This window comes from Porphyrobacter sp. MBR-49 (genome assembly GCF_053628655.1).
This window is the reverse complement of the sequence record NZ_JBRJGU010000005.1, coordinates 240,420-257,140: the sequence shown is the minus strand read 5'-3', so window position 1 is coordinate 257,140 and position 16,721 is coordinate 240,420. Positions and strand designations below refer to the sequence as shown.

At 59.1% G+C, this 16,721-nt stretch carries 12 protein-coding genes; 8 read left to right on the top strand and 4 right to left on the bottom strand.

What is annotated here, in order from left to right:
• Positions 1-163 precede the first annotated feature (163 nt).
• On the top strand, positions 164-400 hold the full coding sequence (locus ACSSV3_RS09075) for a hypothetical protein (RefSeq protein ID WP_354324191.1): 237 nt from the start codon (positions 164-166) through the stop codon (positions 398-400).
• A 99-nt stretch (positions 401-499) separates the two neighbouring features.
• Here the strand turns inward: ACSSV3_RS09075 and ACSSV3_RS09070 are convergent, their stop codons facing one another.
• Complete coding sequence (locus ACSSV3_RS09070; protein WP_354324192.1) at positions 500-694, bottom strand: hypothetical protein; 195 nt, start codon at positions 692-694, stop codon at positions 500-502.
• A gap of 440 nt (positions 695-1,134) precedes the next feature.
• On the opposite strand from ACSSV3_RS09070, the gene ACSSV3_RS09065 reads away from it, so the two are divergent.
• The 3 genes from ACSSV3_RS09065 to mobF are packed head-to-tail and all read left to right on the top strand — an operon-like array spanning position 1,135 to position 6,890.
• Entirely contained in the window at positions 1,135-1,467 is a 333-nt protein-coding gene (locus ACSSV3_RS09065) for a hypothetical protein (protein ID WP_354324193.1), read from the top strand.
• Positions 1,457-3,928 (top strand): type IV secretion system DNA-binding domain-containing protein, encoded by a 2,472-nt coding sequence (locus ACSSV3_RS09060; protein WP_354324195.1) that lies wholly within the window; start codon positions 1,457-1,459, stop codon positions 3,926-3,928. The genes ACSSV3_RS09065 and ACSSV3_RS09060 overlap by 11 nt, the downstream gene beginning before the upstream one ends.
• Before the next feature lie 37 nt (positions 3,929-3,965).
• The gene (gene mobF / locus ACSSV3_RS09055; RefSeq protein WP_354324197.1) at positions 3,966-6,890 is read left to right on the top strand and encodes a MobF family relaxase; all 2,925 of its coding nucleotides are present in this window, start codon (positions 3,966-3,968) and stop codon (positions 6,888-6,890) included.
• A 35-nt stretch (positions 6,891-6,925) separates the two neighbouring features.
• On the opposite strand, the gene ACSSV3_RS09050 is transcribed toward mobF, so the two are convergent.
• From ACSSV3_RS09050 to ACSSV3_RS09040, 3 genes are read right to left on the bottom strand one after another with little or no spacing between them, the layout of a single operon-like run.
• Positions 6,926-7,234, bottom strand: coding sequence for a DUF5818 domain-containing protein (locus ACSSV3_RS09050; RefSeq protein WP_354324199.1), 309 nt, complete (start codon positions 7,232-7,234; stop codon positions 6,926-6,928).
• The gene (locus tag ACSSV3_RS09045; RefSeq protein ID WP_354324201.1) at positions 7,225-7,650 is read right to left on the bottom strand and encodes a thermonuclease family protein; all 426 of its coding nucleotides are present in this window, start codon (positions 7,648-7,650) and stop codon (positions 7,225-7,227) included. Before ACSSV3_RS09045 ends, ACSSV3_RS09050 begins: the two co-directional genes overlap by 10 nt.
• Before the next feature lie 12 nt (positions 7,651-7,662).
• On the bottom strand, positions 7,663-8,307 hold the full coding sequence (locus tag ACSSV3_RS09040; RefSeq protein ID WP_354324203.1) for a S24 family peptidase: 645 nt from the start codon (positions 8,305-8,307) through the stop codon (positions 7,663-7,665).
• 543 nt (positions 8,308-8,850) lie between these two features.
• Between ACSSV3_RS09040 and zorA the strand changes: the two genes are divergently transcribed.
• From zorA to ACSSV3_RS09020, 4 genes are read left to right on the top strand one after another with little or no spacing between them, the layout of a single operon-like run.
• Positions 8,851-10,776, top strand: a complete 1,926-nt coding sequence (gene zorA, locus ACSSV3_RS09035) for an anti-phage ZorAB system protein ZorA (RefSeq protein WP_354324204.1) — start codon at positions 8,851-8,853, stop codon at positions 10,774-10,776.
• Entirely contained in the window at positions 10,776-11,504 is a 729-nt protein-coding gene (locus ACSSV3_RS09030) for an OmpA/MotB family protein (RefSeq protein ID WP_354324206.1), read from the top strand. Before zorA ends, ACSSV3_RS09030 begins: the two co-directional genes overlap by 1 nt.
• Positions 11,501-12,898: an EH signature domain-containing protein gene (locus ACSSV3_RS09025; protein WP_354324207.1), complete on the top strand. Its 1,398-nt coding sequence runs from the start codon at positions 11,501-11,503 to the stop codon at positions 12,896-12,898. Before ACSSV3_RS09030 ends, ACSSV3_RS09025 begins: the two co-directional genes overlap by 4 nt.
• Positions 12,892-16,650 (top strand): SNF2-related protein, encoded by a 3,759-nt coding sequence (locus tag ACSSV3_RS09020; RefSeq protein WP_354324209.1) that lies wholly within the window; start codon positions 12,892-12,894, stop codon positions 16,648-16,650. Before ACSSV3_RS09025 ends, ACSSV3_RS09020 begins: the two co-directional genes overlap by 7 nt.
• Positions 16,651-16,721: the final 71 nt, after the last annotated feature.

The window sequence follows — 16,721 nt, the reverse complement described above, 5'->3', positions numbered from 1 at the left end:
CGCGTCAAGGACGACGGGGCCCCACCATTTTTATAGGGCTCGCCCTGTAAAAATCGTTTCCCCCATCGCCGCTGCGCGGCCGCTTGCGCGGTCCCTGACCCGGCCCGTCACCCACATCCTGCCGATCCCTGATGCGACGCATCGAACATCAGGAGGAAAGATCATGTGCACTTCACTCAGCTTTGCCGCTCAGGGGTTCAAATCCGATCAGGAGGCCTTTGTTGCCGCCCTCGATCAGGCTCATGCCCGGTCCTATCATAGCTACTTCACGCAATATATTCTGACCGATAATGAGGCAGGGTACATCGCCGTTGATGAAGGTGATTATGGAGCCTTGCCCAGGGCACTGCAGGACCGGGTCATCGACACCGTGCCAAGCAGGCTGAGCGATGAATTCTGACGGCCGACGCGAGGAGGAAGTCCATCAGGGCTTCCTCCTATTCTTTTGCTCGTACGCCCAGGCTCAATCATTTGGCAGCGCGGTGCCGCTTGCAATGTTTCAGGCGTCGAGCTCGGATCGGTCGAGTTCATCGAGGCGTTCTGGCATTTCAAGCACCTTAATCGCCGCTGCCGCAATGGCTTCCGCAATCGTCGAAAAGGTCTCGGCAGAGCTTATCGAGACACCGTAAGAATAGGTGATCGTCCCTTGATAGCCATTGCCTTTGGGTGTTGCGCTCAATGTGACATCGACCATGTCCTGGCTCCCGTCTTCCGTTGCCGTCATCGCCGATCATAGGCTCCGAAGCGACCGATGACCATGCGGCTTTTGCCAGCCGCTGCGCGTCGCGATCCCGCCGAAAATGACGTGGCAAATCTCTCCATCCGATACAGGTCAGATCACGGGTTTCGACCTCGCAGTAGGGAACAAGTAAGGGCACACCGTACGCGACAGGTCGCAGCATCTATGCGGAATATAATCACCAAATAACAATCGGGTAGTCAGAATCTTCCGATATGGCAGCTTCTCAATCAGATTTGGATAGGCCGGAATTCGCCAATCATTTTTGATTGAGCCGCATCACAAATAGCAGAATTCTGCCAATCTCGATGTTCTTGACATGTTCTCAATTCTGATGTAGATGGCACATGCCTTTCGCAGTGCGTTCCGGGCTCCTCATCACAAGGAGTCCGTGCATGACACGGCCAAAATCCCTCCAAGTCCATGTCTCGATCGAACTCGCCGATCGGGTTCGTAGTGCGGCTGAGCGCCGCGATATCAGCGTAAGCGAATGGATCAGATCCCTGTTGCAGCAAGCCTGCGACGAGGATGATCTCAAGGCCGGCCTCAGCGGCTGGATGAACCGGCTGAACCGCCAGTCTGTCTTCACGATGGTTGGCGTCGATGCGCTTCTTGCCGGCCATGCCGATCATGATCTGCGTGAACGTGCGCACCAAGCCTACGCCCGCAAATGCAAGGAACTCGGCCTTTCCCAAAATGCCAACGAGGGAGGCTCAGATGAAGCGTAACCTCGCCAACTTCACGCGCGGTAGCCAGCTCCTCGGGCACTTCGGCTTCATGTTCGCAGCTGGCCTAAAGGGCCCGCTAATCATTGCTGCCGTGGTGATCTCCGCGACGTCCTGGTGGACCCTGTCGTCGGCTCTCACCGACTATGAGATCTACCTCATCTGGATGCGCGTCTATGCTGCGATCTACGGCTTCATGGAGTTCGATCCCGACAAGCGCGTTGCCCTCGAAACGGTCTTTGGCGGCAAGATAGAGATCCCGATCAGCCTTCTTGGCACATTTCCTCCCGTGGTCCGTGCATGGGATCATATGACCGAGCTGCTGGTCAGCGCCGCGTGGCGTTCAGCACTGTTTCTCGTGCCCGCCTTTGTCCTGTTCTACTGGTTCGCCGCACGCTTCGGCGGCAAGGCCAAGGAACGCAAGCACGAGCGCGGCGCGCAGCTTGTCGAATTGGCGGAACTGGTCGGGCTTCTGCGTGAGCATAACCGGGAGCAGCGCAATCGTGAACGCAACGCAGTCATGGGGTGGAAGTGGCGGCTTTGCATGCCCTGGGAGCTGGCGCGGGTCTTTCCCTATCGCCCGGCCCATCTTGCCGGGGTTGTCTATCCCTGGCGGCTTGAACAGAGCCACGCCATGCTCATCGGCACGACCGGTACTGGCAAGACGGTAGCCATCTCGGACATGATCGCAGAGGCCCGCGCCAAAGGTCAAAACTGCGTGGTCTTCGATCTAACCGGCGCCTTCATCGAGCAGTTCTACGACGCGCGGCGCGACATCATTTTGAACCCGCTCGATGCGCGCTGCCCCCAATGGAACCTGTTCGATGAATGCCGCACCGAAGCCGATTTCTGGACCGCAGCCGATGCTCTTGTGCCGCATGATGGCGGCGGCGAAGCGCAGTTCTGGGTGCTTGGCGCCCGCGCGCTGTTTGTGAAGTTTTGCGTCAAGCTTGTGGCCGAAGGCAGGGGTTCAAATGCGGCGCTCGCCCATGAACTGATGACCGCCGACCTCTCCGAGGTCCACGAAATGATGCGCGGGACGATCGCTGATCCGCTCACAGCGCCCGAAGCTGCGCGCATGGCAGAATCAATCCGGGCCGTGTTCAATGTGAACGCCAAGGCGCTGGAGATGTTGCCAACCGAAGGTCGGCGGTTCTCGGTGCGTGAATGGATCGAAGAGGCTGCCGAAAGTCCGGCAGGGAGGGGCTCGATCCTATTCATTTCCTCCCGCTACGTCGACATGAGCGTCGCTTCGCAGATGCTGACGCTTTGGCTCGACACAGCCATGAACACGCTCATGACCACTGAGCGGACCCGTGATCTCAAATGCTGGTTCTTCGTTGACGAGCTTGGTGCATTGCACCGCCTTCCGGCCCTTGAAAAAGGGCTGCAGACGGCGCGCAATTTCGGCGGTGCGATTGTGCTTGGCATCCATGCCTATGCCAAACTCAAGGAAGTCTACGGCGAGAACATGGCGGCGACCCTGGCATCGCTGGCGCGGACCAAACTGATCCTTTCGGTCGCCGAGCGGGATACCGCAATCTGGTGCAGCGACTTTATCGGCCACGAGGAAGTGGTCGATATCGATGAGGGTTACACCTTCGGGTACAACAATGCCCGCGACGCTGTCAGTCTCAGCCGGCGCACGACGATCAAGCCACTGCGGATGCCCGACCAGCTGATGAACCTGAAGAGCCTCCATGGCTACATCAAGTTCCCGGAAGGCTTTCCTGCAGCCTTTATCAAGCTGCGCCCAGTCAATCGGTCCAAGGTCGCCGACGCCTTTATCGGGCGCGGAGCGAACCGCCCGCCTCCGACCACCGAAAGTGGAGCTCCCAAGCCGCCGCGACCGCAACCGGGATGCCCTCCGGCGCATGCGGGATCAGACCATCCCTCGTCGAACGATGATGGGGCTGGGAAATCTACCGCCCGCAAATCTGCTGCAGGGAAACAGGGAGAATTGGCGTTCGATCGCGGCCAGCGTGGTGGTCAGCAGGCAGATCGCCGGGTAGACCCGGAACAGGGGCTTCGCCTCGGCGCTAATAAAGCAGGAAAGACTGCTCCAACCCGCTCCCAAAACGGTCGTTCTGGCCTCGGTAAGGACAGCAAAATACCGGCAGGGAAAAGCGAGGAAAGCCGTGCTGCTGCAGCATCGAAGGGCAAAGGTACGCCCCAAGGCGCTTCCAATCCCTCGCCCCAATCTGGGCGGAAGACGAGCGACGATGCGATCGCGCAAAAGCTGTCGCTACGAGGGCAACAGTCGGAGCCTGGCGCCAACAAGAATGGTGAGATCAAGGCGAAGTCTGACGATCCCAAGCCCAACGATACGAACACCCACAAGGGTAACGCACAGGCAAACCGGCAAAGGGCCTCGGACGCTCGCAAGCTGATGATCGAAGACGGGCTGCCCGAGCGCAGCGAGCCTCCAAGGGACGGTCCCGATCTCGGCGATCTGGAGCTGTAACGTTGTTGCCCTGTGCCGCTCAGCTAGAGGTAGCCCCGTGCTTTCCGTAGCCAACGTCCGCACGGCCGGCGGCGCAGCCAACTATTTTGCCGCTGACAACTACTACACCCGGGCCGATGCTGATCGGTCCGGGGCGTGGTTCGGCAAGGGCGCCGAAGAGCTCGGACTATCGGGCGCTGTCGATGCCAAGACCTTCGAAGCAGTCCTCAAGGGATTTCTGCCTGACGGGGGCCGCGTGGGCAGCGATAATCGTGTTCACCGAGCAGGCACAGATCTCACCTTCTCCATGCCGAAAAGCTGGTCGCTTCTAGCCCTCGTCGGCGGCGACACGCGGATCCTCGATGCTTACGGCGCCGCGGTCCGCGAGACGCTCGCCTGGGCTGAAAAGAACCTTGCCGAGACCCGGATGGAGGTGCGCGGCAAGGAGCGGGTGGTCGCAACCGGCAACCTTGTGGTGGCTCTGTTCCAGCATGACACCAACCGCAATCAGGAGCCCAATGCTCATTTCCACGCCGTGATCGCGAATGTCACTAAAGGCCCGGACGGTAAGTGGCGGGCCCTGCGCAATGATAAGCTCTGGGAGCACAACACTCTCCTCAACGCCATGACCATGGCACGATTCAGGCTCGGCGTGGAGAAACTCGGTTACGAGGTCGGCGAGTTCGGGAAGCATGGCAATTTCGAGGCGGCCGGCGTGCCCAAGGCGGTGCGCGATGCCTTCAGTTCGCGCCGCGCTGAAATCCTCGGGCAGCTTGCGACAATGGAAGGGACGGGGCTTGCCGCTCGCAATGCCGCGAACCTCATGACCCGGGCTAAGAAGGAGGGGATCGAGGACCGCGCTGCGCTCACACAGCAGTGGAAGGACACCGCGGAAAAGCTCGGCTTCGATCCGGCGATGGTCATTGGAAGAGCCAACGCGCGCAGCGCGCAGGACCTCGGCAATGTCAGCGGACTGGGGTCATCGGTTCGCAAGGTGGCCCAGCAGGGGCGAGATCTTGCCCACGCTTTTGCCGAGCGCCTCGGGCTCGTGAAGGACGATCCCTTGATACCCTCGCGGATCGGTCGCCGCCGCGCCGAAGAGGTCGCCGCCATCCATGTGGTCGCCTCGGCGATCCGCCATCTGGGGGAACGCGAAGCGGCTTTCACAAAGGCCGAAATCTATCGGACTGCGCTTGGCTTTGCCTTGCCAACTGCCTTTGACAATATCGAGCGGCGCGTCGATCAGCTCATCCGCCAGGGATACCTTCAGAAGGGCAAGGGCGCGGACCGCGAGCTGCTCACCACCCGCGATGCCATCAGCCTCGAACAGCGCATCATTGCCGGCGTCGATGCGGGGCGGGGCGCTGCACCCGCCATCGTTCCGGCCGATATTGCCGGGAGCCGACTGCAGGCGCTTTCGCAGCTCAAATACGGCCTGACACTGAACGCAGGACAGGAGGGGGCAGGGCGTCTACTGCTCGGATCCAACAACCGCATTGTCGCGATCCAGGGCGTTGCCGGTGCTGGCAAAAGCACGGTTCTGAAACCCGTGGCCGACATTTTGCGTGAGGAGGGCAAGGCCGTGCTGGGGCTCGCCGTGCAGAACACGCTGGTACAGATGCTCGAGCGCGAAACCGGCATTCCCTCGATGACGGTCGCGCGCTTCCTGAGGCAACATCAAGACCTGCTCAAGGGCGAAAGCGGTGCCCGTCTGGCCGAAGCGCGGGCCGAAATGCGCGGGACCGTCGTGCTGCTTGATGAGGCATCGATGGTCGGCAATGCCGACAAGGAGAAGCTGGTTCGTCTTGCCAACCTTCTCCAACTTGATCGCTTTGCCAGCATTGGCGACACCAAGCAGTTGGGGTCGGTCGATGCAGGCAAGCCCTTCGATGTCATGCAGCAGGCTGGCATCGAAACCGCGGTGATGAACACCAATCTGCGCGCGCGAGACGATGCGCTGCGCAATGCCCAACGCGCGGCCCAAGGCGGCCAGATCAGCGAGGCGCTCGCCCATTTGGGAGACAACGTTGTTACTGCTGGCGAGAATTCCGCCGTGGACGCTGCGGCGGCATGGCTCTCGCTGTCTCCGGCAGAGCGCGAGGTGACATCGATCTACGCCTCGGGCCGGGCCTTACGTGGGCAAGTCAATGAAGCGGTTCAGACGGGTCTCAAGGCGAACGGCGAATTGGGGCCTGGTTCATTGCAGCTCGAGGTGCTCTCCCGCGTCAATCTGACCCGCGAGGAACTGCGCTATGCGCGAAGCTATGCCCCAGGCATGCTGCTTGAGGTCGATCGCCGGCAGAGGGGGCAGGGCCTCGCAAAGGGCCAATATGAAGTGGTTGCAACCGATCCATCGCGCGAGCGGGTGACCCTGCAGAACGAGCGCGGACGGCAATTCGAATTTCGTCCTAGCCAGCTCCGCCCCCAAGGCGAAAAGGATCCGCTGCAGCTGTTCGAACGCCGCCAAATTGAAATCCATGATGGCGACCGGATCCGCTGGACTGCGACCGATCACAAGCGCGGGCTACTCAACGCCGATCAGGCGCGCGTTGTGGCGGTCGATGCCACAGGTGTCGCGGTGAAGACCTCGCTCGGCGCAGAGCACCGGCTCGCCGCCAATGATCCTATGCTGAGGCGCCTCGATCTCGCCTATGCGCTCAATGCTCATATGGCGCAGGGCCTGACCTCTGACCGCGGCATCGCCGTCATGGATAGCCGGGAACGCAATCTTGCCAACCAGCAGACCTTTCTGGTGACCATCACCCGGCTGCGCGATGGGCTGACCCTGTTTGTCAACAATCCCGGCAAGCTTGAGGCTGCTGTCGAAAACAATCCCGGCATGAAACGCTCTGCGCTCGAAACCGTGAACCTTCTGCGCGACGCGGCAGCCACCGGTGAGGCCAAGGGGAGAGCGCCTGCTCCCGAGCGCAAACCCCCGGAACTCGACCGCTCGATCACCAAGCCATTTGAGATCGGGCTTTAGCGGCTCGCATTCGATAGATGTCGCGCGTGAGCAATTCAGATCAGGACTTTGATCAGCCAGCCAAGCATGGCTGCGTACCCACCAAGCACCAGAGCTCCCACAAGCAGCGCCTCCCATTTGATGGCTCGTAATTTCGGGCGGGGTTCGTTGGTGGGCCACACAGCTTCGCACATGATTTCATTGAAACCTGTGCGCTGCCCCAAGACATTCACGTCACGCCCGATCAGAGATGCTGCGCCAGTGGGGGTGATGAGCTTCCACTCCCCCCCATCCACGCAGAGCACGAGATCGTGATTTCTCTTATTTAGCCGACCGGAGAGGTTTATCTCGGAGCCTAACGGCATGCTGGACCTTTCCAGTAGCGGTCCCAACGCAGCACCGTGCGCGTGCGGATCATGGCACAGGACAGATCGGCGCCATTTGGTAGGCTGCACCAAGCTGCCGTCCGATTTCCTCCCGCTGAACCTTCAGACCGACAGGTGAGTGTGGGGCCGTTGACAAGCACATGTCCGGTTGAGGCTGTTCCGCGCGCACCGCCGAGGATTTGAACCAGCGCATCGCGCGCTTCGATGGCAGAGCTTTGCGGGCACGGTTGATTGGTGCGGCAGGTGCCGTCAATTTCGCGGGCAGCAATACCGGCAATTCTCAGGCGGGGACCTTCCTGGCACCAAACCGGCCCGTCGCCATCCCAGACATGGGTCGGTGTGCAGGTAAAGGTTTGCCCTGCGGCAACCACGGATGCGGCGAGAAGTGTAAGCATTTCAACGCAGCCTTAGCGCAGTGCGCGGCCAAACCAAAGCACGCGGCCGACAATATTAAGCGCGCGCCTTTCAAGTCCGGGCCAACTTGGGAAGGTGGGATTGTCGCTGAGGACTGATACGCGCTTGCCCTGCGGTTCGATCGCGATGCGTTTGACGCTCAGCATATCGTCCATGCGCAGCACATAGATGCCGTCGCGTAGCCGCGCCTGACCATCTGCAAGATCAATCATGACCTCATCGCCGTCGTGCAAGGTCGGTTCCATCGAGTCCCCGAGGACCCCGATAATCGACAGGTTCGAGGCCTTGCTCGAGGTCAGGCGGCGCAGCCATTTTTCATCGAACCCGAATTGCGCGGATTTGGATTCCATCTCGGCAAGCGCGCCGTGTCCGGCAGAAGCCTCCACGTCGAGTATCGGCACCAGCGCCAGTTCGACCACGGGGCCCGCACGGCGGGCCGGGGCGCCGAGCACCTTCTCGTCCACGCCGAAAAACCGGGCAAGGACCGCGCGGTCCTGTTCATCCAGCTGCTTCGGGCTGCCGCGCCTGATAAATTGCTGGATGTAGGCTGCGTTGCGCCCGATTAGTCTGGAGATCTCGGAATAGTTGCAGCCTCGTTTCTGGATCAATTCGTCCAGGGCTCTACGTGCATCGTCCATGCTACCGCTCCTACCTCATCCATCTAGGAAATTCGATCCTAGACTCTAGGAAGGCTCCCTAGTAAGAACATATCAGGAACACAAGCAAAATGCGAGTCGTTGGTGATGGAGCTACTGGAGCAAATCGAGGCCTATCTTGAGGAGAGTGGGGTGTCGCCCAGCACCTTTGGCCGAATGTCTGTCGGCGACCCACGACTTGTTGCTGACCTGAAAGCAGGGCGTCGTCCGCGGCAGAGAACGCAAGATCGGTTAACAAGCTTTCTTGACGGCGCGGGAATCCCACATCCAAACGAAGCTGCAGATATCAAGACCGATTAGTGGAGCTTCGCAAGGCTGCTTGCCAGCAACGAAACTCCTTTCGAGAAAATTGAGTTATTCTGGGAATTTGAGGGTTGCTCGTCGCATCGTGACTTGGCGTAAGCTGCACGGTTCGATACCACTAGAGACCTCGAGCTCCTTCCTCGGGCGTACCTCGTAAGCTCGCCTTACCTGCGCACCGTTTACTTGGAGCTCCAAATCACTCGATGTGTTCAAGGGGGCTCCGTGGAAATTACAGAATGGCTCGGTCAGGGTCTGATTTATTTCTTCACCGAGATTCCGCTTATCGGTGACGCGATGGCTGCGTTTCTGGCGATCGTGTTGATAGGAACCGCCTTCGCGATATCGTATAGATATCAAAGCAAATATCACGCACCGCTGGCAGAAGCGATTGACGCGCGTGTCCGACTGCTCGACGAAGTGACTGGCGGCAGCATGACCGATGTCGATGAAGCGCGCATAGGCTTTGCAAGGCGCTTCCACGATATCGATGCACAGATGATGGATGCAAGTCACGCCGAGGCGATGCCACTTCGCAGGACCTGGGAAGAGTATCGGGAGACCATCGTCGATCCATCAGCCGATATTTTGCAGAATTCAGCGAGGCCTGAACATTTCTTTGTGAGCCTCGGAGACCGCCATCGCGGATTAAACTGGTTTGCGAATATCTTTATTGCAATCGGACTGCTGATCACTTTCCTTGGCATTATTGCAGCCCTGTCGACCCTCGACTTCAGCGGCGGTGTCGACGTCATGCAGGAACGTCTTAATGAACTCATGAAGGTCGCAGGCGCTAAGTTTTGGGCCTCGGTCGGCGGTATCGTGGCTTCGATCGTCCTGCGCTCTTACGATTATCGTTTTGGCAAACGCATTGACGACGGTCTTTCCATGCTTTGCGACAAGCTTGAGCATGGCATGGCCTATCTGCCACCGCAGCGCATCGCGAGCGATCAGCTTGAGCAGCTGAAAGAGCAGACTCCGGCTCTCAGGACCTTCTCAGAGCAATTGGCGGCTGCACTCGATGGTGCGCTGGAGAAACAGATGGCGCCAATGATCACCCATCTGGGTTCTATCCAGCAGGGCATCGACAAGATCAGCGGTGGCGGCGGTGAGGCCGTCCGGGATGCAATCGCATCGAGCGCGGGCGCCGAAATGGCGGGCCTTGCGAACGCCATCGGGGCGATGACCGCGTCCATGGCTTCGATGTCAGACCGACTGGAGAAGCAGACGGGTGAGGCTGACCGGCAAATTGAAGAGGCGGTACGCCGGTTTTCCCAAGCCTCCGAAGAGATGCGCACTGCGTTCGGCGAGCTTAACCGGAATTTTGGCGTGGTTGCCGACCGCATGCGAGAGGAAAACGAGCAGGCAAGCGCACTGGCACGCCAACGCATGGATGAGCTCCTCAGCAGCCTTGGCTCCACCCTTGACGACATGAAGGCAGGCCTGGCTGCGGCGGCCACTCAACTTGGCGAAGCATCGAGCAACGCCGCAAATGACGCGGCTCGCATTGGCCAGGAGGCAATGGAAAGATCCTTCGCGGAGTTCGTGGAACGCTTTAACGGAGCAGGCGCGCCGCTAGTCACGAGCATGAAGGACGCCGGCAGTGCAATTTCTGTTTCAGCTGATCGGCTATCTTCCGCTCAGACTGCGATCGGCGACCACGCAAGGGCCATCGAGCAGGTCGCCGCTCGCTCGAACGATCTGGCCACAGCATTCGGAACTGTTGCCAATGATGTGGAAGCGGCGGCCGGTCCAGTCCGCCAGTCTGCGGTATCAATTGCCGAAGCCGTGAAATCGGTTGAAGCTGTTGTCACGAAGAATGCGCAGTCGTCCGAAAGTGCCCGTGAAGAGATGCGGCAGCTCGCCGTATCGTTGAGCCAGACGGCGGCCGCTGCCTCCTCTGCCTGGTCTGAGTATCGGGCCAGATTCGAGGAAGTCGATCGATCACTCGGAGCCGCGCTTGAGAAGATCACCGATGCGGCAGGAAGTCACGCGACGAACCTTAATGAACGCGTTGGCCAAGTCGATCGTGCCCTTGGCGAGGGAGTTGCGCAGCTGGCCGGTGCGCTTGAGCCGCTTACAAACCTGCGGGACACTGTTGAGGAGCTAGCCGGAATTCTTGCGAACCAGAGCAGGGAAGCAGCTGAATAATGGAAGGCACCGTTCGCAGAAGACCTCCTGAAGAGGGGGAAAGCTACTTCATGTCGATGACAGACATGATGGTAGGCCTCCTGCTCATCTTTATCATCCTACTGGCTTACTTCGCACTGAATTTGCAGTCGAAGACTGAGGAGCTGACGGGCGCAAATCGAACCCGAGCAGAAATCCTCAATGACCTTCAGCAGTCGTTGAAGGACAAGGGTCTGCAGGTGGAAATCGATACGAAGACGGGCGTGCTGCGTCTGCCAGACGACGTGCTCTTCGACAAAGGCCGCTGGGAGCTGAACGACTTAGGGCAGGCCGCAATCAGCAAAGTCGCCAGCGCCATGGTAGAGGTTCTCCCCTGCTACACCACGTCGGACCTTTGCAAAGATGAGCGCTCCAAGCACCTCATCGACGCCGTCTTTGTTGAGGGACATACTGATTCCGATGCAATGTACGGAGGGATGAACAACTATGGCCTTTCGGTCCGAAGGGCCGAGACGACATTCACCATGCTTCAGCTCAATCAGCCGGCCCTACGAGAGTTCCTAAACAGGCCAGCTGGAGAGCCAGGTTCTGCACCAATCCTGGGTTTGAGCGGCTACGGACCGGATCGACCTATCGCACAAGGTGATAGCGAGGCCGCAAAAAAGCGTAATCGGCGGATCGATTTGCGGTTTTTAATGACCACACCCAGTGCCGGGTTGGACAAAGACATTTTAAGGCAGAAGCCATGAGCTTTCTGCGCGCAGCAATCGATCGGATGGACGCACTCGCCTCTGCCGGGCTTGCAAAGCCCCCGACGACGAAACCTGACTTACAACGGCAGCTTGCCAAGCTTGACGAGAGCATCGGTGAGGCTGAGCCCGTTGTAGAGTTGAAACCCTTTCTGCGCAGCGCGGCCGAGAAGAGCGCAGAGGCGCTTCCGCGCTTTAAGCTCAACCGGGTTCTGCGCGGGGCATGGTGCGATCCGGAGTTCGATACGCTTGGGTCAGCTGCTCTCGACCGGGCCCTCGCGGACCAACGGCGCAGTTCCGATCAAGCCATGATCGATGGTTATCTCACCTATTTTCCTTTCGGCCGGCCAATCATGGAGAAGCTCGCAGGGGCAGCCTCGAGCGCTGCCCAGCGGCACGAGTGGGCATGGCGAGAGAGGTCTCGGAACTGGAACCTATTTGCTCCCTCGCATGGTCCGGCAAAGGTGGCCCAAGCTTTGGTCACCCGCGATCACGATGAGATCTTCCAGCTGATGCGGGAAGTCGGATTGGGAGGAAATTTGGCGGCGAGCGGCTTTGGACAAGCAACCTTCGCCCGATTTTGCATTGCGACTGCAGAGTTGGCGCCTGGCAAGGCAGTCCAGGCACAGCGGAGCCTCTTGCGGCTCTTCGACCAAGAGGCGCTCGCAGGACAGATTGAGCTCGTCGTGCGCGCGCTGCTGGAACCTTGGGTCAATGAAAAGCCCGAGCCCGAGCATCGCAAGGCCATTTCCGGGTTTCTGCTCGACCAGGTTGGTGACCCGCGCCTTCAGCGGCCACGCTGGGAGAGGATTATTCGGTCTCTGGCCGAAAGCATTGGTGAAGAACGCGCACTAACAATCACACAGGTCTTCAAGCGCTGGCTCACAGAAGTCGCAATGCGCGAATTCTTTCGGGCTATCGCCAAGACAACTGATCGGCCCGATCAATGGGCGCAACGTGAAAAGTTCTGGATGGCCTATCTCGACGCAGGCTTGGTTAGTGACGCGTGGCCAGCCCTTGGCATCCGCGCGCGCAACCAGATCGAAGATATCATTCGGCAAAGTGGCGAACGCCCGGAATACGGCATCATCCGAGGAGGGCCTCCGTCCTCTTCCTCGATCATCATGCAGATCGGTGATCTCAGGATTTCTGAATGGAGCGACAATGGGTTATGTAGATTTTGGGCGAGTGATGATGGCAAGGCACCTGGCCTGTATCTAAAATATTACGAAGGTGGCAGCCTTAGGGTAATGACCGGTCGTAGTGACTTTGAACACGCCATGCACAGCTCAAGTTGGCAGGGAAAGTTTGCCGCTCTAATATTCCGAAGAACTTCGATTCAACATCCAGAGTTGGGTCGAGGGACAGTTCGCAGTTGGAATAGCCGGTGGTAGATACAAAGTTCATCGCGACCCAGAAGAGCGATGGCCGCGAGGCCATTACGCTCTTACGCGATCTGCCGGGTGGGCTGTTCAAGCGGGCGTCGAGCGAAACTGTACCGGTCACCGATTGGCCGAGATTTGCTCCAGAGGCTGGTCAGGCGGCGTTGGCGCTCGCCCGCTCATTCGATCAAGAGGGACAAATTCTCGAAGAGGAAGGGGAGATAATCCTTCCCCCTCATATTGCCGCGCAATTGGACGAGTCCGATGCCTTTGCGCTCGGCTTCCCGCCCACCACGCCGCTGACCCTTCAGCTGAATTCGACCGGATCGCTCGCGGAGGGTACCATTACGGTCAATCCGAAGTGGGTTCGTCGCGGCGGCGCGCCTGTTCGTGCTGATGTCGTTGGCGCTCGTGTCCGAGAAGGCGGGCGGGTTAGCCGCATGCCTGAACCAATGTTTTCCGTGTTCCAAGCTGCACAAGGCGTAAAGTCGGCAACTGAGTTCGACGAGCGAAGAGCGGCCTTTGCAGAGCTCCGCGCACTGCTTGGCGATAAAATGGGCGCAGGGATAGAAGCCGATGGTTTCCTCGAACGCATTCGCATAGCTTATGCTGCCAACTTCTCGTTGAACGCGAAGACCGATCACGGTCGCTTCGACTTCGATCCCGTGCTCTTCTCGCGACACGTGGGGGAGACCTCCGAGGGCGACCTCGTTGATGAGCGTGAAGCGTCATTGCTGACCCCGCAGGACAACGCGCACTTCCAACTCAGATTTCGGAGCCAGGAAGGAGGACGCCGCAGTTATCTCCTTTCAGACGGAACGCTGCTTTTCCTTGACCCATTGCTGGGCAAGGCGCTCGACGTAGTCCGTAAAAAACAGGCCGGAAGCTCACAGGAAAAGCGGGAGTTCCTGCGCTCACCTCAGCGGGTTTTGCGCGAAGAACTGAAGCTCGATGCTACCGGCGATGACGAAGCGGCCGACCGCCTGTTCATAGAAACGCAGCAGTTCTCGGAGCGGGTCAGCGGGATCGAGGTCTGGCAAAAGCCGGTCCTGCCCTGGATAAAACCGAAACCCAACAGCTGGCTGCCTGAAAGCTTTGGCCTGCGGATCGGTGATCCACCGGATGCGCGCCACATCCCGCTGGCTCCCGGCGAGGCCGAAGTGCTCGTTGGCGAAATCGAAACAGCCATCGAAACAGGGAACGAGACCGTCGCATGGCGCGACGAGAGGATTCCCGCTACCACAGCGACCCTCCAGGCAACGCGCGGGATTGCCGATCTTGAACGGGAAATTGCCGCAGAAGCAGGCGGCCGTTCGCAATCTGAGAGTGAACGTGAACCGGTCGAGACCTTCTTCCTGCAGGTCGGAGAGAATTTTGAGCAGCTCGATTATGCCCGTTTGCCTCGGGCACAGTTTGTTCACGAATCATTCGAGGTTCCGGCGCTTCCAAAAGGACTGAAGTCCGAGCCAAAGCCTCATCAGTGTGATGCGTTTGCCTGGCTGACGGAAGCGTGGGAACGTAGGTTGCCGGGCGTCCTGCTCGCCGATGATATGGGATTGGGGAAGACATTCCAGGCACTCATGTTCCTGCTATGGTTGCGGTCCAAATCGGCGCATCCCAAACCCGTCCTAATCGTCGCCCCGACAGGGTTGCTGAGGAACTGGCAGGCTGAACTGGCACAGCACGTGGAGGCCGGCCTCATCGGGCCCGTGATCGAAGCGTTCGGCACAAATCTACGCAATTATCGACTGGAGGCTGGAAGCGATATCCGCGGCGGCACCTCTCGGCTAGATTCCAGTGCGTGGGAAGGCGCAGGGATCGTTCTTACGACCTACGAGACGATGCGCGACTATCACATGAGCTTCGCACGCATCCCGTTTGACGCGATCGTATACGACGAAATCCAAAAGCTTAAAAATCCGGCCAGTCAAATGACTCGGGCAGCCAAAGCGCTTAACGGCCGCCTGCAAATTGCAATGACTGGTACACCGGTTGAGAACCGCCTTCAGGATCTCTGGTCAATCGCAGACACCGTGTATCCGGGCTTCCTCGGATCAAGCCGGGAGTTCGAAAGCTGCTACCCCGCCAACGATCTGGAACGTCTTGAAGACCTACAGCGGCGCTTAGTCGAGCGTGACGACGACCTCCCCCCTTTCATGCTGAGGCGCATGAAGGACGAAATTCTCACCGGTCTGCCAAAAAAGACAGCCCGCAAATACTCGGTCGAAATGCCGCCTGTCCAAGCTCAGGCCTATGACCTCGTGCTGGCAAGAGCTCGCGCGCTTCGTGAAAGCGGAGAACAAGGCGCGATGCTCAAAGTACTGCACATGTTGCGCGGCACGTCGCTTCATCCTTCGGCGCCGCGAGGCGTCACCGACATTGGTGCCTATGTCGCCCAGTCGGCTCGCCTGACAAAAACGTTCGAGATTCTGGCTGACCTCAAAGAGCGCGGCGAGAAAGTCCTATTGTTCTGCGAAGATCTGGAAATGCAGGCCTTCTTGGCCATGGCCATCCAGGAGCACTTTGACTTGCCTCACAGGCCGATGTGCATCAGCGGAAAGGTAGCCGGGCACAAGCGGCAAGAGATGGTGAACGCATTTCAGGCCTCCCCGTCTCCCTTTGATGTTCTCATCCTGTCCCCCAAAGCAGGCGGAGTTGGCCTCACGATCACCGCCGCCAATAACGTAATCCACCTCTCGCGTTGGTGGAATCCGGCGGTGGAAGATCAGGCAACTGACCGCGCCTACAGGATCGGTCAGACTCGTCCGGTCACGATACACATCCCGATGGCCATTCATCCGGATGAGGCGATCGGTCCGTCGAGCTTCGACCAGCGCCTTGATGTTCTGATGGAGCGCAAGCGCTCACTGAGTCGTGGTCTGTTGATGCCACCCGAGAGCGAGCGAGACGTCGAGGACTTGCTTGCCGATGTGCTCGATGGGAAGCGGGCCGAGCAGCAGGAGCAGTCTTCAACTGGTCCCATGAAGAGTTCCCCATCCTCAGGTGAGGGGATCATTTACGCTAGTGAGCGCCCCGCTTCCTCGGAGGCGCAGATCAAGCATGAGAGGCTCGACTTGCCGTCAGCCGAGTCTCTGCCTAGCGGGCCCAAGGAGGCAGCAACTCCAGCTTCGGCTGCAAGGCAAGAGGCGCAACCCAGGGAAGAGGCTGAGGACTTCTCGCCAGCGAAGATCGACCGGCCCGCAGTTGGTCGTCCGATCCTCTCGGTGCGATCTCCTATCGAAGCCGCAGAAGCGCGAGCCTCCTACGTTCAGCGAGTGGTCTTCGAGCAGTATGGTCAGCGAGACTGGACCATCTTTGAGCAATATGCCCGCGACGCGCATATCACGCTGCTGGAAATCCAGGATCCGTATTGCTGCGCCGATGGACAAGCGCGCGGGCGGCTTATCAATTTCATAGGTCGCTTTGGTCAGCTCGCCTCAGAAATCACATCTGTCCATATCGTGACCTTTGATGCGGATTCGGTTCAGACCCGAGAACCCGAAGGTACGAACGACCAAAGAAAAGACCTTGAGCAACGCTGGGAACGCATGCTCGCTTCCGTGCCGTTGCGCCTCGTGCAAAAATCACGCCGTTCGGCAGGCGATCTGCACGACCGCTATGTCAAAGCACATCTTTCCAGCGGAGGCTGCGTGATCTGGGATTTGGGACGAGGAATTGATGGCATCATGAACGCGAAGTGGTCGTGCGTGGTCAACGCCTTCTACGATGACGCCCAGCCGCGCTCCTACGCTGTAAACTCGTGAACCTGGCTTCTATCATTGAATCTAAAGCTTTAAGCGTCATCAGTCGGCAAACAGTGAGTGAATGACATCAG